The sequence below is a fragment of the Streptomyces sp. NPDC056883 genome, assembly GCF_042788835.1.
Taxonomy (GTDB): Bacteria; Actinomycetota; Actinomycetes; order Streptomycetales; family Streptomycetaceae; genus Streptomyces; species Streptomyces stoeckheimensis.
Map to the genome: position 1 here is coordinate 42,260 of NZ_JBHUBS010000010.1, position 21,672 is coordinate 63,931.

The following is a 21,672-nucleotide window of genomic DNA, read 5'->3' on the forward strand; positions in this document are numbered from 1 at the left end:
GGACGACATGCAACAGGAGGCCCCAGCGGTGGACACGACGGCCACGGACGGTCCGGAGATCGAGATCCGGGGACTGCACAAGTCCTTCGGCGCCAACCACGTCCTGCGCGGCATCGATCTGGACATCGCCCGGGGCGAGGTGGTGTGCGTCATCGGGCCCTCCGGATCGGGCAAGTCGACGCTGCTGCGCTGCGTGAACCTGCTCGAAGAGCCCAGCGAGGGCCGGGTGTTCGTCGGCGGTACCGAGCTCACCGATCCGGACGTCGACATCGACGCCGTGCGCCGCCGCATTGGGATGGTCTTCCAGCAGTTCAACCTCTTCCCGCACGTGAGCGTGCGCGAGAACCTCGTCCTGCCCCAGCGCCGCGTCCTGGGCAGGAACAAGGCCGAGGCCGAGGCCGTGGCCCGGAAGAACCTCGCGCGCGTCGGTCTCTCCGACAAGTCCGAGGCGTACCCCGCCCAGTTGTCCGGCGGTCAGCAGCAGCGGGTGGCGATCGCCCGGGCCCTGTCGATGGGCCCTGAAGTGATGCTCTTCGACGAGCCGACCTCCGCGCTGGACCCCGAACTCGTCGGCGAGGTCCTGGCGGTGATGCGGGTCCTGGCGGGCGAGGGCATGACGATGATGGTCGTCACCCACGAGATGAGCTTCGCCCGCGAGGTCGCGGACCGGGTCGTGTTCATGGACGGCGGAGTGATCGTCGAGCAGGGCCCGGCGGCCCAGGTGGTCGGGGATCCCCTGGAGGAGCGGACCAGAGGCTTCCTCAACCGGATCCTGGACCCGGCGGCGGCCGAGGCACCCGGGGCCCGCGGAGAAGGCCCACCTGCGCCGCCGTGTTGATCATGGGGCAGGATGGCACCCCCGTTCCGGATGCGCACGCATGCGCGAACGCGGCCCCACGCACGACGAACTGACAGGTGACAAGGTGACCACACCCCTCATACGGCGGCCCGCAGGGGCAGCTCCCACTTCCCCGGTCCGGCGAGGGGCGGGGGGCGTCCGATGAGCCGGGAACTCGTCCTGCACGACTGGCTGGTCGCCGGCATCGCGCTCGCCGCGGGCGGGCTGGCCGGGCTCCTCCTGCGCGCCCTCGTACGGTGGCTGGCCAAGCACGCCCTCAGGACCCGCTGGAGCGGCGACGACCTCATGGTCGACGCGCTGCGCACCCTGGCACCGGCGGCGGCCGTCATCGCGGGCGCCGCCGTGGCCGCCTCGACGCTGCCCCTCGGCCCGCGCGCCTCGGGCTGGGTGAGCCACTCGCTGACCGCACTGCTGATCCTCGTGGCCACGATCGGCGCGGCCCGCGTCGTGGCCGGCCTCGTGCAGTCCGTGGCCCAGGCCCGGACGGGAGCGATGGGCGTGCTCGTCGCCCTGGAAAGCGTGGGCGTGTCCATCGCGCCGCTGGTCACGGCCCTCGGGGTGGGCGGTCTCGCGGTCGCCCTGGCCCTGCAGGACACCCTCGCCAACCTCTTCGCGGGCGTGCACATCCTCGCCTCGAAGACGGTGCAGCCGGGTGACTACATCCGGCTGACGAGCGGTGAAGAGGGGTACGTCGTCGACATCAACTGGCGCAACACCGTGGTTCGCAACCTGTCGAACAACCTGGTGATCATCCCCAACGGGCGCCTCGCGCGCACGAACATGACCAACTTCACCCAGCCCGAGCAGCAGTTGTCGATCCTGGTCCAGGTGGGAGTGGGCTACGAGAGCGACCTGGAGCACGTCGAGCGGGTGACCATCGAGGTGGTCGACGCAGTGATGGCGGACGTCAAGGGCGCGGTTCCCGACCACGAGGCACTCGTACGGTTCCACACCTTCGCGGACTCCAGGATCAACTTCACCGTGATCCTCGGCGTGGGCGAGTTCAGCGACCAGTACCGGATCAAGCACGAGTTCATCAAGCGGCTGCACAGCCGGTTCCGGGCGGAGGGCATCTCGATCCCCGCCCCCACGCGGACGGTCGCGCTCCGGCAGGAGGACTCCCGGTCCGAGCCGCTCGCCGCGTCTCCGGCGGTGTCGCCCGTCCCTCATCAGCGCGAGGCGTCCGTCCCGGCGCTGGCGGACGGTGCGCGGTAGCGGGGGACACCGGAGGAGGGCGGCGGGGAGGCGGGTCATAAGCTGACGCCCCGGGGCCCGTGCCCCGACGTCACCCGCACCGCGCCGCCCATCGAAAGGACCCTGTCATGAGTGAGAAGGCCCGCAAGCTCTTCGACGCGCTCGACCTGAACAGCGACGGGGTGCTGACCCGGGTCGAGGTGATCACGGCCCTGCGCAGCAAGGGCCCCACCCTCGCCGCCCAGGGCGATCTGCCCTTCTGGGCCGTGGGCGACGTGGACACCTCCTCGGCCCTCTTCGACCGGGCGAACGCCGACGGCGACGACGTGCTGAGCTTCGAGGAGTTCGAGCGCGAGGTCGACCGCCGCTTCGGCTGGTAGCCGCGAACGGGCCCCGGACCAGGGTCGGTCCGGGACCCGTTCGGGGGCCGCTCGGGGCGCGCTCGGCTCAGGGCACGCTCGCTCAGGGCCTGCTCAGGCGCGGATCCCGTCGCAGGCGATCCGCAGGTGCCGCGGCCCGCGCAGCACCGCGTTCTGCCGGTAGGGCGGCGGGTCCTCCAGCAGCCGCGGGTTCTCCAGCCGCCGGGCCAGCTCGCTCAGCGCGAGCTGCGCCTCCATCCGGGCCAGCGGGGCGCCGAAGCAGCTGTGGATGCCGCTGCCCAGGCCCAGGTGCTGGATGTCCTTGCGGTACGGGTCGAAGCGGTCCGGGTTCTCGAAGCGGTTCGGGTCCCGGTTGCCGGAGGCCAGGATCAGCCACATCGAGGAGCCCTTGGGGATGGTCACCCCGCCGACCTCGATGTCGACCAACGGCGTCCGCTGCGGCAGCAGTTGCACCGGAGGTTCGAACCGCAGCAGCTCCTCCACCAGAGGCACGGCCAGGCCGGGTTCCTTCCGCAACTGCGCCAGCACGTCCGGGTTGCGGAGCAGCGTCAGCATCCCGTTGGTGATCAGGTTGACCGTGGTCTCGTGGCCGGCGATCAGCAGCAGGGCCGCCGTGCTCAGCAGCTCCATCGTGGACATGGACTCGTCCGGGCCGTGCCCCACGGCCAGTTGGGAGAGCATGTCCTCGCCGGGATCCTTGCGGCGCTGTTCGATCAGCCCGGCCAGGTACATGCCCAGCTCCATGCGGGAGTCGTGGGTCTTGCGCTGCCGTTCGGCGGGATCGGCGTCCGGATCGGGGTCCAGGCTGGCGGCGAGGGTGTCGGCCCAGACGTGGAACTTGGGCTCGTCCTCGCGCGGTACGCCGAGCAGCTGACAGATCATCGTCACCGGGAACGGGTAGGCGAACTGGTCGACCAGGTCGATGTCCTCGGTGTCCCCGAGGTTGTCGATGAGACCGGTGACGATGTCCTTCAGCCCGCCGCGCATCCCGTCGACGCGGTGCGGGGAGTGCGGCGGCCCGAAGGGCCGGTTGGTCATCCGGCGCAGCCGGTCGTGTTCCGGCGGGTCCAGCTTCAGGAAGGCCGGCGGCAGCGCGGTCTCCTCCGCCTCCCCGCCCTCCGCCAGCGGGTCCCCGGCCGTGGCGGCCAGGTTGCGGGCGTCGGAGCTGAGCCGCGGATCGTGCAGCAGGCTCTGGATGTCGTAGTAGGTGCTGATGACGTAAGGGCCGGTCCCCTCGTGGAAGACGGGGGTCTTGCGCAGCTCCTCGTACAGCGGGTACGGGTTCGCGCGGCTGGAATAGTCCAGGATCTGGCTCAGGATGCCGTGGGCCATGGGGGTCCTCCGGGAACGTGCGGGTCAGTGCCCGGCGGGAGTGAAGGTGGCGATCCGGCGGTCGGCCGGCGAGTACCCGCTGAGGGTGATGGTCGGGCCGTGCGTGGGCACGGAGGGGTCGGGGAAGTCGGCCGGGATCGGCCGCTGTCCGTCGGGGCGCCGGTCCACCGTGGTGTACGGGGGCGGGAACGGCGCCGTGCACTCGATCTGCTTCTCGTAGAACTGCAGCCAGCGCGCGTTGTCGAAGGTGACGGCCCCGATGACCCGGCCCTGGTAGCCGTAGACCCCGGTGAACCGGCGCTCGGCCCGGGACCCCTGGGTGATCATGATCTCGGTGCCCATGGAGGGAACGCCGACGGACTTGATGTTCACGCCGAACTGGGAGGACCAGAACGCCGGCACCCACAGGTGCGGCCGGCGGTCGGTGCTCTCGCTCAGCATGTTGTGGGCGGCGGTCTCGGCCTGCGCCACGGCGTTGCCCCAGTGCTCCAGGGAGAGGAACTGGTAGCCGAACAGCGCGTGCGGGGAGCGGGCCACGTCGCCCGCCACGTAGATGTCGTCGGTGACGATCCCGCGGAGGTCGAAGGCCCGGCAGCCGGCGTCGCAGGCGATCCCGCGCGGCCCCGCGCCGAGCCCCGAGCCCATCAGCCACTCGGTGTTGCGCTGGGCGCCGAGGGAGACGACCACCACGTCGCATTCCAGCGTGGTGCCGTCGGAGAGGTGCGCGGCGCGCACCCGTCCGGTGGAGTCGCCCTCCAGGGCGGTCACCGAGATCCCGGTGCGCAGGTCCACGCCGTTCTCCCGGTGGAGTTCGGCGGCCACGGCCCCGATCACCCCGCCCAGGGCGCCGACCAGGGGGCCGTTGCCGCGTTCGGCGACGGTGACCTCCAGTCCGCGTTCGCGGCACGCCGAGGCGATCTCGGAGCCGGTGAAGCCTGCGCCGATGACCAGGACCCGGCGCGGTCCGGCGGCCAGGGCGCGGGCCAGGCCCGCCCCGTCCTCGCGGGTGCGCAGGGTGAACACCCCGTCGAGCTCGCCCTCGGCCTCGTTGGGCCAGGGCCGGGCCCGGACCCCGGTGGCGATCAGGAGACGGTCGTACGGGACCTCCTCGCCGTCGGCGAGCTTGACCGTACGGGCCGCCATGTCGAGCCCGGTGGCCGCGACGCCGAGGCGCCATTCGGCTCCGATGTCGCGCCGACGGGGGAGCAGGGTCTGCTCGGCCTCGGCCTTGCCCAGCAGCACCCCTTTGGACAGCGGGGGCCGGTCGTACGGCTGGTGTGGCTCGTCGCCGATCATGGTCAGCGTGCCGGCGAAGCCCTTCTCCCGCATGACCTCGGCGGCGCGCAGGCCGGCCAGCGAGGCGCCGACGACCACGATGCGGCCGGAGCGCTTGAGGTGGTCCAGGGCGGTGTCAGCCATCGGAGGCCTCCCCTCCGGAGCGGGCGGGGGCGGTGGCGGCCAGGTCCAGTTCGTCCACGAGGATCGCCTGCACGGGGCAGGCGGCCACGGCCTGGGCCACGCGCTCGCGCTGGGCGTCCTCGGCCTGCGGATCGTAGAGCAGCCCTTCGTCCCCGTGCATCGCGAAGACGTCGGGGGCGAGGAAGGCGCACTGCGCGTATCCCTGGCACCGGTTGAGATCGACGACGAGCCTCAGCAAGGTGAGTCCTTTCGGTGCCCCCCTGGGCTTTCCGAACCAGCCTGCGCTCGCTGGTGCTAAGGAGCGCGTCAGGTGCCGCCATCGGAGTGGTGCGCGGGTCGCCCCTCAGGCGGCCGGGCGGGGGCGGCCCCGGCCCGACCGCAGGATGTACAGGCTCACGAGCAGGGCCCAGGCCGGGAAGACCAGCTCGGACCAGGGCAGGGAGGAACCCGCCACCAGCAGCACCAGGCCGGCGAGGTACCCGGTCAGGGTCAGCGGGCGCGGGAAGACCCCGAGACGGCGGCCGATCGTGGAGGTCGCGATCACGAACACGGCGGCCATCCGCATCCCGTAGGTGGTCAGCAGCGTGTAGGCGAAGTGGCGGCCGAACTCCTGGGGCTGATCGGCGTCCAGCACCGTTCCCGCCGCCGCGGAGGCGCCGAAGAGGCAGGCGACGAAGACCATCCCGCTGCCCAGGAAGACGCTGGCGACGAACCGGTCCTCGGCCTCGCCGGAGTGCTCCCGCAGTGCGCCCATGAACCACAGGAAGGCGATGCCCGCGAAGGGGACGAGCTCCAGCGCGGTGGTCACCGCGTCCCGCTGCCCCGAGGTGACCTCGATCTCGGCCGCGCCGCCCCCCTCGGGCAGGCCGATCCGGGCCAGCACGATCGCCGCCGCCATGAGGACGGCGAAGAGGATCCCCGCGAGCCCCGCCGCCCTGGGGGTGCTCAGGCTCTGTCCCGGGGGCGTCCCCGGTGCTCCTAGTCTCATGCGTCCAGCAAGCCCGCGGTGCGGCCGTGGTGCCAGCGGGGCCGCGCGCCCGGGTGACATGGCCCCCGGGCCGTTTCCCGAACGCCGCGTGTAAGAAATTATTGACATGAAGTATGGATCCTTTTACCTTCGTGATGTCAAAGTTCTTTTACACGGGAGCGGGTGCGGTCGTGGCCTTCGAAGAGAAGCGCGCATGGATCATGGGGGTGGTCGCGGCCGTCGCGTACGCGGTCTACCTGGCCCTCGTGCTGGGCCGGTCCGGCGGCGGGGTCCCCCTGACGGAGGTTCCGTACATCACGCCGCTGCTCTGGACGGTCGGCGGCGCCATCGCCGCCGCGATCCTGCTCAACATCGCCGTGGCGGTGGCCAAGCCCGGCGAGGCCGACGTCAAGGACCAGCGGGACAAGGAGATCGGCCTCCTCGGCGAGCACGCCGGACAGTCCTTCCTCGCCATCGGCGGTGTGGCCGCGCTGATCCTGTCGATGGCCGGGGCGGACCGCTTCTGGATCTCGAACGCCCTCTACCTGGGCTTCGTCCTCTCCGCGGTCCTCGGTTCGGCCGTCAAGCTCGCCGCCTACCGCCAGGGGTTCCAGCAGTGGTGAAGCCCACCGGCATCACGAACCGGATCAGGATCCTGCGCTTCGAGGGCGGGGAGATGACCCAGGCGGAGCTGGCGGAGCGCATCGGCGTGACCCGCCAGACCGTCATCGCCATCGAGAAGGGCCGCTACTCGCCCTCGCTGGAGACGGCGTTCAGGATCGCCCGCGTCTTCGCCGTGCCGCTCGAACAGGTATTCCAGTACGCAGGCAGTGCAGACGACGAAGGGACGGCGCCGTGAAGGCGATCATGCAGGACACGTACGGCTCCAGCGAGGTGCTGGAGCTCAGAGACGTCGAAACGCCGAGACCGGGCAACGGGGAGGTGCTCATAGCCGTCCGGGCCGCCGGCCTGGACGCGGGGGTCTGGCACCTCATGAGCGGCAAGCCCTACCTGCTGCGGCTCCTCGGCTACGGGCTGCGCGCACCCGCCGTCCCCGTACGCGGCCGGGAGGTCTCCGGACGGGTCGAGGCGGTCGGCGAGGGTGTGAGCGCCTTCGGAGTGGGCGACGAGGTGTTCGGGATCTGCGAGGGCTCCTTCGCGCAGTACGCGACCGCCCGGCAGGACAAGCTGGCGCCGGTGCCCGCAGGGCTGCCCCCGGAGCAGGCGGCCGCCCTCCCGATCTCCGGGCTCACCGCCCTCCAGGCGCTGCGCGACGCGGGGCGGGTGCAGCCGGGGCAGCGGGTCCTGGTCATCGGGGCCGCGGGCGGCGTCGGCACCTTCGCTGTCCAGCTGGCGAAGGCGTACGGGGCGCACGTGACCGGGGTGTGCAGCACCGCCAAGACGGAGCTGGTGCGCGGGCTCGGCGCGGACGAGGTGATCGACTACACCCGCGAGGAGTTCGCGGACGGCGTGCGCCGCTACGACCTCATCCTGGACACCGCGGGCAACCGCGCGCTGTCCCGCCTCCGGCGCGCCCTCACCCCGCGCGGCACGCTCGTGATCGTCGGCGGCGAGGGCGGCGGCCCCTGGCTGGGCGGCATGGGCCGGGTCCTGTGGGCCGCCCTGCTGAACCCCTTCGTGCGCCACGGCCTCAAGGGGTTCGTCTCCGCCGAACGTCAGGCGGACCTGGAGGTCCTGCGGCGGCACGTCGAGGACGGCACCCTGTCCCCGGCCGTCCACCGCACCTGCCGGCTCGCCGACGCCCCGGACGCCATCGACCGGCTCCACCGGGGCGAAGCGCGCGGCAAGACACTGATCACGCCTTAGACCGAAAGGCTCCGGGACCGGCGGCGACGGCCGGTCCCGGAGTACCCGTGAAGCGAGCTCAGTTGGTCTCGTAGTAGCCGAAGATGTCGACGATCAGGTCCGTGGGCTCCCAGCCCTGGTTCCAGAAGTCGACGATGCCGTGGGCTCCGGAACTCGCCTGCGCCAGGTTGGGGACGGTCGCGCCCTTGGTCCAGTTCAAGGTCGAGGACACGGGGCGCTGGGGCCACACGTTCGTGCCGTTCTCGTAGTCCTCCACCGAGTTCGGGTCCGGAGCCACCGAAAGGAAGCCGGGGCCGAGCGTGTTGGTGACCGTCGTGTTCAGCACGTAGCCGGCGACGCCGGGCACGCCGGGGGAGAGGGGGACGGAGTAGTAGCCCCGCGGGCTGGCCGGGCCGTCCGAGTACGCGGCGCGGGTGTCGAGGACCCGGCCCGGCTCGTCGAGCGTCATGAGGGAGCCGGCGCTGGCAGTGCTGTAGTTGCCGACCAGGTCGATGACGACGTCGGTGGGCTGCCAGGCTCCGTTGCGGATGGTCACCGAACCGTCGGCGGCGACCGGCACGATCACCGAGTTGGCGACCGTCTGCCCGCCCACGAAGTTCAGGTTCGAGGTGGTGGGCGCCGGCTGGTCGCTCGGGTAGGCCGTCAGGTGGCCCGCGTCCCGCGGATTGGTGACGGTCACGTTCAGCGCGACGGCCGTGTAGAGACCCCGCGGGAACTGGATCTTGAACGATCCCTGGCCCGCGACCTGGCCCCGCTTGCCGCCCCGGCCGATGCCCTCGCGGGTGTCGACGATGCGAACCGGCGCTTCGGGGGTGTAGCCGCTGCCCTGCGTGCGGCTGAAGTAGCCGGTGACGTCCGCGATCAGGTCGATCGAGTCCCAGCCGCCGTTGTACAGCTCCACGTAGCCGTCCTTGCCGACCGGCACGATCACCAGGTTCGGCACCGTCTGACCGGGCGCGAAGTTGAGGTTCGACGTGGCCGGCCGTTCGCGGCCCGAGGCGAAGGCGATCACGTGACCGCTGCTCCGGGCGTTGGTGACGGTGACGTTCAGGGCCACCGCGGTGACCCCGGCCGGGATCTTGCCGTTGCCGGCCACCTTCACCCGGGCGCTCGTGTACGCGGGCACCTTGGTCGCGAAGGAACCGCGGGTGTCCAGGAGCCGGGTGGGCCCGTACGGGGTGAAGTCCGATCCCGCGGCCAGCAGCGGCAGCTCGTTGACGACCTCGGCCTGGTTCACGGGGTCGGTCACCGTGATCTTGGCCAGGTGCTCACCGGCCTCCGCGTAGACGTGCTCGGTCGTGAGCACCTCGTCGCCGAAGGCCTCGGCCCGGTCGGAGGTCCCGTCGCCCCAGTCGATGACGACGTTGAGCGAGACGTCAGCGCTCCCGATCGTGGTGACCAGCTTGAACCCGTGCGCCGTCGTGGCCTCGGCCAGCAGGACGACGGACAGGTTCGGGTTCCCGGCGGCGGCCTGCTGCGCCGAGGCCTTCTTCCCGGCGGCGGGCAGCGTCCGCCGCACCGCGTTGCCGGCCGGGCTGGTGAACGTCTGGAGTCCCGCCTTGCCGGCCTTCTTCACGTCGAAACCGGGCGCGGTCGCCGCCTGGGCGCCCGGCGGCACCGGTTCGGCGGCGTGGGCCGCACCGGGTACGAATCCCATGCCGGCCGCGGCGATGGCGACGGCTGACACTACGAGTCGGCGATTGCGCACCGGTCCCCCTGTTGTTTTTCACACCCTCGGACTTGTCATGGGGTGTGACATGCGACCAGCCCTGAGGGTTGTACGCATTTCCGGAAAGATTCCGGGGTCAGGGGACGAAGCCGCTCAGGAGGCGGAAGGGAACCCGGCGGCCGGTGCGGAGCCAGAGGCGGACGGGGAAGGGGACCCGGACGCGGAAGGGGCCGACGAAGGGCCGGGAGCCGCCGGGGTCGCGCCGCCGGAGGGGGCCGTCGCGCCGGGCGTGGCCGTGGGGGATTCCGGGGCGCAGACGATCTCGTCGCGCGGGGTGTAGTGCGTACGGAACGTCTCGCGGCCGACCTCGTGGCCGCCCCGGACGAAGACGCGGTCCACGGAGACGTCGAACCCCTCCAGCGGGGTCTGCGGCTCACAGGTGGGTCCGGCGACGGTGCGCTTCACCGGCGGCGTGACGTGGGTGCGCGGGCCCTTGGTCGCGCGGATCTCGTCGTACTGCTTCGTTCCGAGCAGGGTGACGGTCACCGACTCGGCGGTGGACGAGGCCCGGACGGTCACCGGGTGCCCCGAGTCGTTCTGCCAGCGCAGGTCGAGGGTGCCCCAGGCGACGGTGGCCTCGCGGCCTTCCGGGTACCGCTCGATGTAGAACGAGTGCGCCCCGTGCTCCACCGGCTTCAGGCCCGCGAAGAACATGGCGTTGTACATGGTCGTCGCGACCGCGGAGACCCCGCCGCCCGGGGACTTCACGTAGCGGCCGTCGTTGATCATGATGCCGTCGACGAAGCCGTTCTCCACGGTCCGCTCGCCCACGGCCTGGTTGAAGCTCCAGATGTCGCCCTGCTCGACGACGGCCCCGTTGATCAGTTCCACGGCGCGCGCGATGTTGTGCGTGCGGTAGGGCGCGGCGGGATAGGCGACCGTGAAGGTGGAGAGGACCTGCTGCCCGACGGCTGCCGGGGCGGCTGCCGCGGGCTGGGCGGTCCGGTCCGGGGTCGGCGTGCCCGCGGCTGCCGCGGTACCGGCGGAGAAGCCGCCGAGGCCGAGCACGGCGGCCGTACCGGCCGATATCAGGGCGATCCGCGTGGTGGCCGTACGGCCGTGGGCGCGTCGCATGTCTCTCCCTGTCGCTTCGGAATCCGAACCACACAAGCTTGGTCCAAAACGGACCAAAAGGGTGAGAAATGTGCCGGGTCTCACGATAGTGCCCCCTGCGGGACCACCTGCGGGACCACCTGCGGGACCACCTGCGGGACCGCCTACGGGACCGAGCGGATCCGCCTGACCAGCAGCGATCCCGCCAGGGCCAGGGCTCCCGCCAGCGCGTACAGGGCCGTGTACCCGCCGAGGTGGGTGACGACCGGGGCGGCGATCACGGGGGCCAGAACCTGCGGCAGCGCATTGGCGATGTTGATGACGCCCAGGTCCCTGCCCCGGTCCTCCGCGGTCGGCAGCACGTCCGTGAGCAGGGCGAAGTCCACCGCCGTGTACACGCCGAAGCCGAGGCCCAGGACGAGCGAGGCGACGACCGCGCCGGTCCAGGTCTGCCAGACGGCGAGCAGCAGCGTGGCCGCGGCGATGACCAGCCCCGACCGGATGACGTAGGACTTCCGGCGGCCGCTGCGGTCGGACCGGACGCCGCTGATCACCACGGTGGAGAGCAGGGTGAGGGCGTTGAGCGCGGTGAGGATCAGGACGCCGGTGTCCGCGTCGCCCCGGTAGTGCACGGCGTCGGTCAGGTAGTAGAGCAGGTACATCGTGCTGATGGAGTACGAGAGGTTCATCAGGAACCGGGTCAGCCAGGCCCAGCCGAAGTCGGGATGGCGTCGCGGGTCGATCCAGAAGCCGGTCAGGAAGCCGCGCCACCGGAAGACCGGCCGGGCGGCGGGAGCGAGCACCGAGTCCCGGCGCATCAGGACGTACGGAACGGCCGCGAGCACCGAGAAGGCCGCGCAGGCCAGATAGCCGGCGGTGATCCCGCCCGCGACCGTCGCCAGCGCCGTGCCCACCAGGATCCCGATGACCTGGGAGACGCCGAGCCAGCCGCCGACCAGCCCGCGCTGCCGGGCCGGGACCTGGTCGGGGACGGCCGCGGTGAGTGCGGCGAAGGCGGCGTTGAGCGCGAGCTGCACCAGGCACCAGCCCGCGATCACCACCGCGATGCTCTGCGCGAGCCCGAGGACCACCAGGCCGGCCGCCCCGCCCGCCACCCCGGCGACCACCCAGGGGATCCGGCGGCCCGCGCGCGCCGTCGTACGGTCGGACAGGGCTCCGAAGACGGGATTGGCGACCATCGAGACGGCCGCCCCCAGCCCCGTCACCAGGGCGAGGGTGGAGGCCTTGTGGTCCGGGGCGAGCTGCTCGGCCTGGCGCGCCAGCAGCAGCTGGAGCGGGCCGAACCAGCCGACCCACACCCCGAGGTTGGCGAGGGACAGCGCGCTCACCCACCGGCCGCCGGGCGGTGTGGCGGTCTCCTCCGCCGCGGCGGCCTTCGGCCCGGCGGTCACCTGCCGCTCTTGATCAGGTCGCGGTACCAGGCGTACGACTCCTTGGGGGTTCGGGCGAGGGTCTCGTAGTCGACGTGGACCAGGCCGAACCGCTGCCGGTAGCCCTCCGCCCATTCGAAGTTGTCGAGGATCGACCAGATGAAGTAGCCGCGGACGTCGGCCCCCTCGGCCATCGCCTCGTGCAGGGCGCGCACGTGGCCCTCGTGGTACGCGATCCGGCGGGCGTCCTCGATCCGGCCCGTGCCCGGGTCCGGCCCGTCCCCGTACGAGCAGCCGTTCTCGGTGATGTACAGCGGCGGGAGCCGGTCCCCGTAGCGCTCGCGCAGGGTGGCGAGCAGTTCGCGCAGCCCGTCCGGGACCACCGGCCAGTCGAAGTCGGTCCGCTCGTACCCCTCGATCTCCCGGATGCCGAAGGGGAGTCCGGAAGGGATCTCGATCCCGCCGAAGGCGGAGGTGCCGGCCGGGGTGGGGGCGCCGACGAGCATCGGGTTGTAGTAGTTGACCCCGTACCAGTCCAGCGGCGCCGAGATCGTCTTGAGGTCCTCGGCCACCGGTCCGGGCAGCAGGGACTCCAGGCCGTCCGGGTAGGCGCCGGTCAGGATCGGGTCGGCGAAGAGACGGTTGGTGAGGGTGTCGTACAACGCGGCGGCGGCCCGGTCCTCCTCGCTGTCGCCGGCGGCCCAGACGGGGCTGTGCGAGGCGGCTATGCCGATGTGGCGGGCGCCCGCCGCGCGCAGGGCCTGTACGCCCAGACCGTGGGCCAGGAGCTGGTGGTGGGCGGCGGGCAGGGCGTCGAAGACGAGCTGCTTGCCCGGGGCGTGCTCGCCGAGGCCGTACCCCAGGAGGGTCACCTCGGCGGGCTCGTTGATGGTGATCCACATCGGCACGCGGTCGGCGAGCCGCTCCGCGACCACCGAGGCGTACGCCGCGAACCGCTCGGCGGTGTCGCGCTCCAGCCAGCCGCCCCGCTCCTCCAGGGCGAGCGGGGTGTCCCAGTGGAAGAGGGTGGGGACCGGATCGATCCCCGCGGCGCACAGCTCGTCGACGAGCCGGTCGTAGAAGTCCAGCCCCGCCCGGTTGACCGCCCCGTGCCCGTCGGGAAGGACCCGGGACCAGGAGACGGAGAACCGGTAGGCGTCCACGCCCAGTCCGCCCATCAGGGCCACGTCCTCGCGGTAGCGGCGGTAGTGGTCGGTGGCCACCTCCGCGTGCGAGCCGTCCTTGACGCGCCCCTCCTCCCGGGTGAAGGCGTCCCAGGAGGAGGGCCCCCGGCCGTCGGCGGTGGGGGAGCCCTCGATCTGGAACGCGGAGGCGGAGACACCCCAGCGGAAGTCCGCCGGGAACCGCAGAACGGGCGGTACGGGCGGCGCGGGAGGTACGGGCGGTACGGACGCTGACATGCGGACTCGCTTCGGTCTCGGGGACGTTCACGGCACTTTCGGGTCCCCGGACCCACCCTGTCAATGGAAAGTGAACAATTCTCAACTTTTACCGGGGCGGTGGGCGCACCGCGTCGAGCAGGGCGAGCTCCCGCGCGCCCGAAGTCTCCAGCTCCCCGGCGAGCTGCCGGGCCTCCCCGGCCCCGCCCGAGGCGCGTTCGCCCGCGCAGAGCAGGAGGGACTGCGTGAGATGGGCCCGCAGGGCGGCGGCGAAGACCCGGTCGAACTCCTCCCCCGACAGTGCTCCGGCCCTGCGCAGGGTGTCGGCGGAGACCATGCCCGGCATGTCGTGCCCCTCGTGCGGGCGGGTGTCGGGCGCCGCGGACAGCGCCAAGAGTCCACGCAGCCGCGCGAGTTCGGCCTCCTGCCGGTCCGCCGCCCGCTCCGCGAACCGCGCCAGCGCAGGATCCCCGCCCCGCCCCGGCGCCAGACCGGTCAGCAGCCGGGCCCGCTCGTCCATGGGGATCATCAGTTGGATCCAGGCTGTGTCGGTGGCGTTGAAGGCCGCCGCCCGCGGCGTCCCGGCCACCGGTTGCGCACTGCAACCGGTGGCCAGGAGCGCCGCGAGCAGGGCCCACACGGGCCGCCGGCTCAGAACGTACCGGCGGAATTGCACTTGGCGCTCTGCACGACGCAGTCCTTCACGCGCTGGCCGAGCGCGGTGTTGTCCCAGGCGTTGAAGAAGTCGCCGTGGATGGAGGAGGCCATGCCCGAAGACAGCGAGAGGCCGTCGGGGCTGCCGCTGGTGGGGTAGCCGATCACGAAGGAGACGGAGGGAATGGCGACGGGGTGGGCGCCGGAGCACTTGCCGCCCACGGTGTTGTAGGAGACGTGCGACTTGTGGTCGGGGCTGTCGAGGTGCTTGCCGTCCCAGCAGTCCGGGAAGACCAACTGGTACACCAGCTTGGCGGTCGGAGCGCACACCGGCCAGTTCCCGTCGGCGCTGCGGCCGATCTCACCGCCCTCGCCCGCGCACCAGAACTGGTTGGGCGAGCCGGCCGGAGTGGGCACCTGGGACTTGGAGTTGCCCGCGATCACCCGGAAGCCCTGGGGGAAGGGGACCGTCGCCGTGGGGTCGGGCAGCCGGGAGCCGTAGTAGACGATCATCCCTTCGGGTTCGACCGCCTTGCCGCGCTCGTACAGGGTCGGGATCCAGTAGCTGGAGAGGTCCTTGGCGGGCGAACAACTGGTCGCGGCGTGGGACAGCAGGGACTCGGTCGTCGTGAACGCGTCCGTGCTGCGGTTGCCGAAGAAGCTGTGCATGTGGGACGCGCCGGGCAGACCGGGGGCCACGATCGGGTCGTCGGGCTTGGAGTGGCTGTAGACGCAGGTGGCGTTGAACTCGGGAACGCGCACCGAGTTCGCGGGCACCGGAGCGGGGGTCATCGCCCGGAACTGGGCCAGCTGGGCACCCCACTTCGCCTGGTCGACGGGGATCCATCCCGGGGCGGAACCGGTGCCGAAGGAGAACCAGTTGATGTTGACGAAGTCCCCGGCGCCGCTGTTCCGCATCACCGCGAACACGGTCTGCGGGCCGGTGGGGTGGGCGGTCACGTCCGCGGTGCGCGTGGCCCAGCTCTGCCAGCCGCCGGTCACCGGGATCTCGATCCGGGCGAGCAGCGGTCCGTCGGCGGATCCGGTGTGCAGTTCCACGGCGCCGGTGCCGCCGACGGCGGAGGCCACGCGGGCCGAGACCGTGAGGGGGCCGGCGGCGCCGAGGTCCACGTTGTCGAAACGCAGCCAGTCGCCGTCGGCGAGGTACGCGGCGTTCTGTCCGCCGTCCGCGTCGGCGGTCGCTTCGAACACGGCGCCGTTCTGGGCGGCGTAGGCCTCGGCCTGGACCAGGACGGTGGCGGCTCCGGCGGGCGCGCCGGCGATCGTGGCGCTCAGGCCGGCGGCGAGCACCGTCGCCAGCCCGCACGCGAGCAGGGCCCGGCGTATTCGGGGCTTTCTCATGGGGATTCCTCACAGGGCTGAGGGGGTGGGGGAGGGGAGGGGCTGCCCGGGGGGCGGGCAGCCCCGGCGGGTCACTGGTAGACGCGCACGTAGTCGACGAGCATCCGGGCGGGGAAGGGAGTACCGGCGTCCGTTGGACCGGGCCAGTCACCGCCCACCGCGAGGTTGAGGATCATGTAGTGGGGGTGGTCGAAGACCCACGGCCCGCGGGTGCGCTCCACCTGGTCCTTGTCGAGGGTGAAGACGGTCCGCCCGTCCAGGCTGTAGACGATGCCCTTGCTGTTCCAGTCGGCGGCCCAGACGTGGTAGTCGTCTGAGAAGTCGGCGTTGCCCGGGAGCGCGTACGGCCCGCCGATCCCGCCGCCGCCGTTGTACGCGGGGGCGTGGACGGTGGAGTAGGAGGTCTTCACGTCCTTGCCGAGGATCTCCATGATGTCGATCTCGCCGTTGTACGGCCACGGCCGCCCGGTCAGGAAGTCGCCGCCCATCATCCAGAACGCCGGCCACAGCCCGTTGCCCTTGGGGACCTTGATCCGGGCCTCGACGCGCCCGTACGTGAACTGGAACGTGGCCCCGGTGTTCATCCGCGCGGAGGTGTACTGGCAGGTGGTGCTGCCGGTCAGCGGGTCGGGCGGGCAGCCCTTGCCGGGCGTGGCCTCCTTGCGGGCCTCCATGACGAGGTGGCCCGCGCCGTCCTTCGCGGCGTTCTGGTGGTCGGTGTAGTACTCCAGCTCCCCGTTCTGCCCGGTGCCCGGGTCCGCACGCCACTTGGCGGGATCGGGCTTGCCGGCCGCGGGGCCGTCGAACTCGTCGCTCCACACCAGCCGCGGCGGGTTCGCGGGGTCCGGCGGGAGCGGCGGGGGAGTCACCGGGGCGCCGCCGGTGCCGTACACCTGGAACTCCCACAGGGAGTATCCGTACGGGGTCGCGCGCTCGGTGCCGTACATCCGCACGTACCGCCCGGAGCCCGAGACGGTCAGGGTCTGCTTGAAGCCCGTGCCCGCCGTCGTGGAGTAGACCGGGGTCCACGTGTTTCCGTCCGGGGAGACCTGGATCTGGAAGGACTTGGCGTAGGCCGGGTCCCACTGGAGGACCACCTTGTGGATCTGCGCGGGCGCGCCGAGGTCCACGGAGATCCAGCCGGGATCCGTCCAGCCGGTGGCGGGGCTGGTCGCCCAGCGGGAGGCGGGGTCGCGGTCGAAGGCCCTCGCCGGGGTGCATTCCCAGCAGTTCCCGTCGGCCTGCGAGGAGGAGGCCGCGCCCGTCCTGCCGTACGAGAGGAGCGCGTCACCGCCGCCGTCGCCGGTGCCGGGGATGCCGTAGACCTGGAACTCCCAGAGGGAGTAGCCGTATCCGGTGGCGCGCTGGGTCCCGTACATCCGGACGTAGCGGCCGGTGCCGGACACGGTCAGGTTCTGGGTGCCGCCGGCGCCCGCGGTCGTCCCGTAGACCGTGGTCCAGTTCGCGGCGTCGTCCGAGACCTGGATCTGGAAGGCCTTGGCGTACGCGGCCTCCCAGATGAGGGAGACCCGGGTGACCGTGGCCGCGGACCCCAGGTCCACCTGGATCCACTGCGGGTCCGCGAAGGCGCTGGACCAGCGGGTGCCCGCGTTCCCGTCGACGGCGCTCGCGGGGCTGTAGCCGGGCTCGCTGCCGGAGACGGTGACGGACCTGCCCTGCGACAGCAGGGTTTCGGCGGCGCGGGCGGGGGAGGCGGGGAGGGTGCTGAAGGCGAGGAGGGTGAACGCGACGGCGAAGAGTAAGCCGAGGCGGCGCAGCGACGGGGGCACGGCGACTCCAGAGTGCGTGGGGGGAAGAAGGGGTGAGAGGAGTGGGAGGGGAGGAAGGCCGGGCAATCCCGTTGGGAACCACGGGACTTGGCCGTTCCGGAAGCCAGAGAGCGCTCCCTGAGGGGTGAGGATGGGGTGGCCCACCAGGGCTGTCAAGGCCTCCCGTCACCTGGTGGAAACGCGGGCGACACCGGTTCGTCCCGTCGTGGAGCGCTCTCCCAAGATCTGCGCCTCACTCGGCGGACCGTGGTGACCAGGCAGAAGCCGCCGCAGGCGGTGAAAGCGCTCTCGACGCGCCTCAACCGCTAAAAAATCAGGCCCTGTTGACAGTCGATCAGGCTCGGGTCCACCATCACCGGAGAACGCTCCCCGCGGGCCGTCCGGCCCGGACCCGGCGGCAGCACCGCCCAACGGAACGGGCCGCAATGAGAAGACCCACGCTGGAAGTGGTCGCCGCCCGCGCGGGCGTGTCCCGGTCGAGCGTCTCCCGCGTCGTCAACGGCGAGGCCACGGTCGCGCCCGAGATCCGCGAGGTCGTCATGCGGGCCGTCCGCGAACTGGGATACGTGCCCAACGCCGCCGCCCGCAACCTCGTGACCCGCCGGACCCACGCGGTGGCCGTGGTCGTCTCCGACCCTCCCCAGGGAGTGGTCTCCGACGACCCCCTCTTCTCCACCGTGGTCCGCGCCGTCAGCAGGGAGCTGGAGGCCGCCGGGAAACAGGTCGTGCTCATGCTCGCCGAATCCGACCGGAGCCGGGCCCGGGTCGAGGAGTACGTGGCCGGCGGACACGTCGACGGCGTCATGCTCGTCGCCCTGCACGGCACGGACCCGCTGCCCGCAGCCCTGGCCAGGACGGGCCTGCCGGTCGCCTCGTTCAACCGCACCTGCGCCCCGGACGTGCCGTACGTGGAACTGGACAACGCGGCCGGCGCCGCGCTCGCCGTACGCCACCTCCTGGAACGCGGCCGGCGCCGGATCGCCACCATCACCGGACCGCTGGACCTCTTCGAGGCCCGCGAGCGCCTCGACGGCTACCGCGCCGCCCTGCGCGGCACCGGGCGCCGCTCCATCGTGGCGCTCGGCGATTTCACCCGGGCCTCCGGAGCCGAGGCCATGCGGCAGCTGCTGGAGGACGACCCCGAGCTGGACGCGGTGTTCGCGGCCAACGACCTGATGGCCGTCGGCGCCCTGCGCACCCTGCGGCAGGTGGGCCTGCGGGTCCCCGAGGACGTGGCCGTCGTCGGCTTCGACGACATCGAGGCCGCCGCCTACACCGTCCCCGCCCTCACCTCCGTACGCAGCCCCATGGCCGATCAGGCCACGGCCACGGTGCGGCTGCTCCTGGGCCTGATCGAGGGCGGCTCCAGGGACCGGGTGGTCATGCCGAACGCCCTCGTGGTCCGCGAGTCGTCCTGAGGGAGCCGTGGCCCCGGGGAGCGCTCCCCGGGACCCACGGGACACCCCCCCTAGGGGGTCCCGCCGGCCGCGGTGCCCGTCACGTCCTGTACGTGCCGCAGGCCCGGCCCCGCCAGGACCTCGTGCAGTTGCTGGAAGACCTGCCGGGCGCCCACGGCGTTCCAGTCCGCGGGGAGCAGCTCGGCGGGCAGGCCCGGGTCGAGGTAGGGCAGCCGGCGCCACTCGGTCAGCATCGGCACGTAGTGGCGGAAGGCCTCGGCGGCGTCGATGCCGTCCTGGAGGGCGAGCTTCGCGGCGACCGGTGCGTACGCGCCGGTGAAGGTGGCGTACTGGGCCTGGATCGCGGGGAAGTCCCACCAGGAACTCACCGCCTCCGGCAGGTCGCTGAACGCGGCGTAGTCGGCGGCGGCGAACAGGTGGACGTACTCGCTCAGGCCGAGCCGGACGAGCATGTCGCGCGCGTCCTCCAGGAGCCGGCCCGGCGCCAGCCACACGCCGGGGGCGATGTTGCCGAAGCCGAGCCAGGTCAGCCTGGTGCGCAGCTGGTAGCGGTGGGAGCGCTCGGACTCCGGTACGGAGAAGACGGCCATGGCCCAGCCGTCGTCGAGGTCCGCCGGTTCGAGGCTGGCGAAGATGCGCCGGTCACCGGCGTCGAAGACGGGGTGGACGGCCGGGCTGAGCCGGTACCCGGTGGCTCCGCGGCGCTCCGGTTCGAGGACGCCCTTCTTCTTGAGCCGGGAGATGGCCGAGCGCACCGCCTGGCTCTCGACGCCGAGTTCCGACATGAGCGTGATCAGGTCGGCGACGGAGATCCAGCCGCCGCTCCCGCGCACGAAGGCCCCGTAGACCGTACTGATCAACGAGCTGGGCCTGAGGGGGCTGTCCGACATGATCACCTTCCCGTGGTGTGGGGTCGTGATCCTATCGAGGAGCAGCGGCCGCGCCGCCGCCGGTCACCCCGCGGCCGGCCTCCCGGGGTGCAGGGGGGCCTCCGCGTACGCCCCGGAGAGGAGGTGGCCCGCGCCGGGGGCGACCGCCGGCAGGTCGAGGGCGCGCAGCATCTGGTGGGCCGTGCAGACCGCCGCGGAGACCACCGGCTTGCCGAGCAGCTGCTCGGCCTCCTCGATGGCGCCGAGCGAGGGCATCTGCACGCAGGCCGACAGGACGACCGCGTCCGCGTCCGCGTAGTCCAGGGCGCGGGCCAGGCCGGGGAGCCTGGCCGGGTCGTGGGCCGCCACGTCGAGGTTGTTCGGGATCTCCAGGGCCTGGAAGTCGAGGACCTCGATGCCCTCGTGGGTGAGGTAGTCGACGACGGTCTGGGTGAGCGGGCGCATGTACGGGGCCAGCAGGGCCACCTTCCTGGCGCCCATGGTGTGCAGCCCGTGGACCAGGGCGCCCGCGCTGGTCACCACGGGGGCGGGGGCCCCGTTCTCCGCGGTGCGCGCGTGCAGGCGTTCCTCGGAGGCGCGGTGGTAGCCGAGGCCCATGCTCATGATGGCGACCAGGCAGGCGTAGCCGAGCACGTCGACCCGCGCGTCCGAGAGTTCCACGGCGCAGCGGTCGGAATCGGCGTCCATCGCCTTGAGCTGCTCCGGCGTCACGTGGGTCATGCGCATGCGGCTGGAGTGGAAGGTGAAGCGGTCGTCGGGCGCGATCCCCATGCGGGCGCGCAGGATCGCGGGGACCTCGGTCTCCATGGTGACGTTGGAACTCGGGACGATCTGGCCGATGCGGTAGGTGCGGGGCGGCACGGGTGCTCCTCGGGTCTGTGGCAGGGGTGCCGGGATGGGTGTCGGGTCCGGGTTCCGGCCGGATCAGCGGGCGTCGACGACCGGGTTGGCGAGGGTTCCGATGATCTCGACGGTGGCCTCGACGGTGTCACCGGGCACGAGGAACTCCGGCGGGACCATGCCGGCGCCGACGCCGGACGGGGAGCCGGTCGCGATGACGTCGCCGGGCTCCAGGGTCACGCCCGAGCTGATGTCGGCGATGAGCCGGGCGATGGGGAACAGCATGTGTCGGGTGTTGGACTTCTGCTTGGTGACCCCGTTCACCCGCAGTTCGAGGTCGAGGTCCATCGGGTCCGGGACCTCGTCCGCGGTGACCACGGCCGGGCCGAAGGGGGCGTAGGAGTCCTGGCCCTTGGAGAAGAACCACTGGCCGGAGCGGCGCTGGTCGCGGGCGCTGATGTCGTTGACGATGCTGTAGCCGAAGATGTGGCCGTACGCCTCCTCCTCGGTCACCCGGAAGGCGGTCGTACCGATCACCACGGCGAGCTCGCACTCCCAGTCGAGCTGCGTCGTGAGGTCGGCGTTGTGCAGGATCGGCGACCCGGGGCCGGTGACGGCGGTGGCGGGCTTGCTGAAGAGCACCGGACGCGGGGGCAGGTCCTTGTCCGTGTCCAGGCTCCGGCTGGACTCCTCCACGTGCTCCACGTAGTTCAGCCCCACCCCGATGATCTTGCCGGGGCGCAGCGGAGCGCGCAGGGTGACGTCCTCCAGCCGGTGGACGGCCCCGGCGGGCCGGTCCGCGGGGTCGCCCGCCAGCAGGCGTGCGGCCGCCTCGCGGGCGGGGGCGCCGGCCCGGACGAAGGAGAGCAGGTCGGCGGGCAGTTCGACGCCCGCGTGCAGGGCGAGGGCCGCGAGGTCGTACACCAGGCCGTCGGCCTGGGCTCCCAGGCGGTCGGCGGCTGCGGTCATCGGCGCGGTCGTGTAGGTCACCAGTCGCATCGGTGGCTCCTAAGGGAGAGGGGCGGGAGATCAGGGACGGGGAGGAAGGGCGGTGGTGCGGGGGTGGGGGGGGGGGGAGGGGAGGGTCGTGGTTTGGGTTCTCTTTGGTTGGGGTTGGGGGGGGGGCGGGGGGGCGTCCCCCCCCCCCCCCCGGCCGGTCGTGCGGTG

General features: G+C 72.1%; 21 protein-coding genes. 7 read left to right on the plus strand and 14 right to left on the minus strand.

The window, feature by feature from the left end:
• Positions 1-7: 7 nt before the first annotated feature.
• The 3 genes from ACFRU2_RS23735 (at position 8) to ACFRU2_RS23745 (ending at position 2,433) form a co-directional block, all read left to right on the plus strand.
• Positions 8-838 (plus strand): amino acid ABC transporter ATP-binding protein, encoded by an 831-nt coding sequence (locus tag ACFRU2_RS23735; protein WP_382975278.1) that lies wholly within the window; start codon positions 8-10, stop codon positions 836-838.
• 162 nt (positions 839-1,000) lie between these two features.
• On the plus strand, positions 1,001-2,074 hold the full coding sequence (locus ACFRU2_RS23740; RefSeq protein ID WP_382975281.1) for a mechanosensitive ion channel family protein: 1,074 nt from the start codon (positions 1,001-1,003) through the stop codon (positions 2,072-2,074).
• 107 nt (positions 2,075-2,181) lie between these two features.
• Entirely contained in the window at positions 2,182-2,433 is a 252-nt protein-coding gene (locus ACFRU2_RS23745) for an EF-hand domain-containing protein (RefSeq protein ID WP_327250773.1), read from the plus strand.
• Positions 2,434-2,526: 93 nt separating this feature from the next.
• On the opposite strand, the gene ACFRU2_RS23750 is transcribed toward ACFRU2_RS23745, so the two are convergent.
• The 4 genes from ACFRU2_RS23750 to ACFRU2_RS23765 all read right to left on the minus strand — a co-directional run bounded on the left by ACFRU2_RS23750 (position 2,527) and on the right by ACFRU2_RS23765 (position 6,172).
• On the minus strand, positions 2,527-3,765 hold the full coding sequence (locus ACFRU2_RS23750) for a cytochrome P450 (RefSeq protein ID WP_382975284.1): 1,239 nt from the start codon (positions 3,763-3,765) through the stop codon (positions 2,527-2,529).
• Between the two features lie 24 nt (positions 3,766-3,789).
• Positions 3,790-5,184, minus strand: a complete 1,395-nt coding sequence (locus ACFRU2_RS23755) for an NAD(P)/FAD-dependent oxidoreductase (RefSeq protein ID WP_382975287.1) — start codon at positions 5,182-5,184, stop codon at positions 3,790-3,792.
• Positions 5,177-5,419 carry a ferredoxin gene (locus ACFRU2_RS23760; protein WP_382975757.1) on the minus strand — a complete coding sequence of 81 codons (243 nt, stop codon included), beginning with the start codon at positions 5,417-5,419 and terminating at the stop codon, positions 5,177-5,179. The genes ACFRU2_RS23755 and ACFRU2_RS23760 overlap by 8 nt, the downstream gene beginning before the upstream one ends.
• A 108-nt stretch (positions 5,420-5,527) precedes the next feature.
• The gene (locus ACFRU2_RS23765) at positions 5,528-6,172 is read right to left on the minus strand and encodes a hypothetical protein (RefSeq protein WP_382975290.1); all 645 of its coding nucleotides are present in this window, start codon (positions 6,170-6,172) and stop codon (positions 5,528-5,530) included.
• Between the two features lie 134 nt (positions 6,173-6,306).
• On the opposite strand from ACFRU2_RS23765, the gene ACFRU2_RS23770 reads away from it, so the two are divergent.
• From ACFRU2_RS23770 to ACFRU2_RS23780, 3 genes are read left to right on the plus strand one after another with little or no spacing between them, the layout of a single operon-like run.
• On the plus strand, positions 6,307-6,774 hold the full coding sequence (locus ACFRU2_RS23770) for a hypothetical protein (RefSeq protein ID WP_382975293.1): 468 nt from the start codon (positions 6,307-6,309) through the stop codon (positions 6,772-6,774).
• Positions 6,771-7,010 carry a helix-turn-helix transcriptional regulator gene (locus tag ACFRU2_RS23775; protein WP_382975759.1) on the plus strand — a complete coding sequence of 80 codons (240 nt, stop codon included), beginning with the start codon at positions 6,771-6,773 and terminating at the stop codon, positions 7,008-7,010. The genes ACFRU2_RS23770 and ACFRU2_RS23775 overlap by 4 nt, the downstream gene beginning before the upstream one ends.
• On the plus strand, positions 7,007-7,978 hold the full coding sequence (locus ACFRU2_RS23780) for an NAD(P)-dependent alcohol dehydrogenase (protein WP_382975296.1): 972 nt from the start codon (positions 7,007-7,009) through the stop codon (positions 7,976-7,978). Before ACFRU2_RS23775 ends, ACFRU2_RS23780 begins: the two co-directional genes overlap by 4 nt.
• Before the next feature lie 58 nt (positions 7,979-8,036).
• On the opposite strand, the gene ACFRU2_RS23785 is transcribed toward ACFRU2_RS23780, so the two are convergent.
• The 7 genes from ACFRU2_RS23785 to ACFRU2_RS23815 all read right to left on the minus strand — a co-directional run bounded on the left by ACFRU2_RS23785 (position 8,037) and on the right by ACFRU2_RS23815 (position 17,357).
• Positions 8,037-9,686: a hypothetical protein gene (locus ACFRU2_RS23785; RefSeq protein ID WP_382975300.1), complete on the minus strand. Its 1,650-nt coding sequence runs from the start codon at positions 9,684-9,686 to the stop codon at positions 8,037-8,039.
• Between the two features lie 114 nt (positions 9,687-9,800).
• Positions 9,801-10,781, minus strand: coding sequence for a VanW family protein (locus ACFRU2_RS23790; protein WP_382975303.1), 981 nt, complete (start codon positions 10,779-10,781; stop codon positions 9,801-9,803).
• 143 nt (positions 10,782-10,924) lie between these two features.
• The gene (locus ACFRU2_RS23795; RefSeq protein WP_382975306.1) at positions 10,925-12,172 is read right to left on the minus strand and encodes an MFS transporter; all 1,248 of its coding nucleotides are present in this window, start codon (positions 12,170-12,172) and stop codon (positions 10,925-10,927) included.
• Positions 12,169-13,572, minus strand: coding sequence for a GH1 family beta-glucosidase (locus ACFRU2_RS23800; RefSeq protein ID WP_382975309.1), 1,404 nt, complete (start codon positions 13,570-13,572; stop codon positions 12,169-12,171). The genes ACFRU2_RS23795 and ACFRU2_RS23800 overlap by 4 nt, the downstream gene beginning before the upstream one ends.
• An 88-nt stretch (positions 13,573-13,660) precedes the next feature.
• The gene (locus ACFRU2_RS23805; protein ID WP_382975312.1) at positions 13,661-14,227 is read right to left on the minus strand and encodes a DUF305 domain-containing protein; all 567 of its coding nucleotides are present in this window, start codon (positions 14,225-14,227) and stop codon (positions 13,661-13,663) included.
• Positions 14,203-15,567, minus strand: coding sequence for a DUF1996 domain-containing protein (locus tag ACFRU2_RS23810; protein ID WP_382975315.1), 1,365 nt, complete (start codon positions 15,565-15,567; stop codon positions 14,203-14,205). Before ACFRU2_RS23810 ends, ACFRU2_RS23805 begins: the two co-directional genes overlap by 25 nt.
• A 71-nt stretch (positions 15,568-15,638) precedes the next feature.
• Positions 15,639-17,357 (minus strand): discoidin domain-containing protein, encoded by a 1,719-nt coding sequence (locus ACFRU2_RS23815; protein WP_382975317.1) that lies wholly within the window; start codon positions 17,355-17,357, stop codon positions 15,639-15,641.
• A 425-nt stretch (positions 17,358-17,782) separates the two neighbouring features.
• Between ACFRU2_RS23815 and ACFRU2_RS23820 the strand changes: the two genes are divergently transcribed.
• Positions 17,783-18,775 carry a LacI family DNA-binding transcriptional regulator gene (locus ACFRU2_RS23820; RefSeq protein ID WP_382975320.1) on the plus strand — a complete coding sequence of 331 codons (993 nt, stop codon included), beginning with the start codon at positions 17,783-17,785 and terminating at the stop codon, positions 18,773-18,775.
• Between the two features lie 50 nt (positions 18,776-18,825).
• On the opposite strand, the gene ACFRU2_RS23825 is transcribed toward ACFRU2_RS23820, so the two are convergent.
• The 3 genes from ACFRU2_RS23825 to ACFRU2_RS23835 form a co-directional block, all read right to left on the minus strand.
• Complete coding sequence (locus tag ACFRU2_RS23825) at positions 18,826-19,665, minus strand: PaaX family transcriptional regulator C-terminal domain-containing protein (protein WP_382975322.1); 840 nt, start codon at positions 19,663-19,665, stop codon at positions 18,826-18,828.
• 63 nt (positions 19,666-19,728) lie between these two features.
• The gene (locus ACFRU2_RS23830) at positions 19,729-20,472 is read right to left on the minus strand and encodes an Asp/Glu racemase (RefSeq protein WP_382975760.1); all 744 of its coding nucleotides are present in this window, start codon (positions 20,470-20,472) and stop codon (positions 19,729-19,731) included.
• Between the two features lie 117 nt (positions 20,473-20,589).
• Positions 20,590-21,504 (minus strand): fumarylacetoacetate hydrolase family protein, encoded by a 915-nt coding sequence (locus ACFRU2_RS23835; RefSeq protein WP_382975325.1) that lies wholly within the window; start codon positions 21,502-21,504, stop codon positions 20,590-20,592.
• Positions 21,505-21,672: the final 168 nt, after the last annotated feature.

Coding starts and splice junctions, on each gene's coding strand:
- ACFRU2_RS23735 (WP_382975278.1), top strand. CDS start 8: ATGCAACAGGAGGCCCCAGCGGTGGACACGACGGCCACGGACGGTCCG.
- ACFRU2_RS23740 (WP_382975281.1), top strand. CDS start 1,001: ATGAGCCGGGAACTCGTCCTGCACGACTGGCTGGTCGCCGGCATCGCG.
- ACFRU2_RS23745 (WP_327250773.1), top strand. CDS start 2,182: ATGAGTGAGAAGGCCCGCAAGCTCTTCGACGCGCTCGACCTGAACAGC.
- ACFRU2_RS23750 (WP_382975284.1), bottom strand. CDS start 3,765: ATGGCCCACGGCATCCTGAGCCAGATCCTGGACTATTCCAGCCGCGCG.
- ACFRU2_RS23755 (WP_382975287.1), bottom strand. CDS start 5,184: ATGGCTGACACCGCCCTGGACCACCTCAAGCGCTCCGGCCGCATCGTG.
- ACFRU2_RS23765 (WP_382975290.1), bottom strand. CDS start 6,172: ATGAGACTAGGAGCACCGGGGACGCCCCCGGGACAGAGCCTGAGCACC.
- ACFRU2_RS23770 (WP_382975293.1), top strand. CDS start 6,307: ATGTCAAAGTTCTTTTACACGGGAGCGGGTGCGGTCGTGGCCTTCGAA.
- ACFRU2_RS23790 (WP_382975303.1), bottom strand. CDS start 10,781: ATGCGACGCGCCCACGGCCGTACGGCCACCACGCGGATCGCCCTGATA.
- ACFRU2_RS23800 (WP_382975309.1), bottom strand. CDS start 13,572: ATGTCAGCGTCCGTACCGCCCGTACCTCCCGCGCCGCCCGTACCGCCC.
- ACFRU2_RS23810 (WP_382975315.1), bottom strand. CDS start 15,567: ATGAGAAAGCCCCGAATACGCCGGGCCCTGCTCGCGTGCGGGCTGGCG.
- ACFRU2_RS23820 (WP_382975320.1), top strand. CDS start 17,783: ATGAGAAGACCCACGCTGGAAGTGGTCGCCGCCCGCGCGGGCGTGTCC.
- ACFRU2_RS23825 (WP_382975322.1), bottom strand. CDS start 19,665: ATGTCGGACAGCCCCCTCAGGCCCAGCTCGTTGATCAGTACGGTCTAC.
- ACFRU2_RS23830 (WP_382975760.1), bottom strand. CDS start 20,472: ATGGAGACCGAGGTCCCCGCGATCCTGCGCGCCCGCATGGGGATCGCG.
- ACFRU2_RS23835 (WP_382975325.1), bottom strand. CDS start 21,504: ATGCGACTGGTGACCTACACGACCGCGCCGATGACCGCAGCCGCCGAC.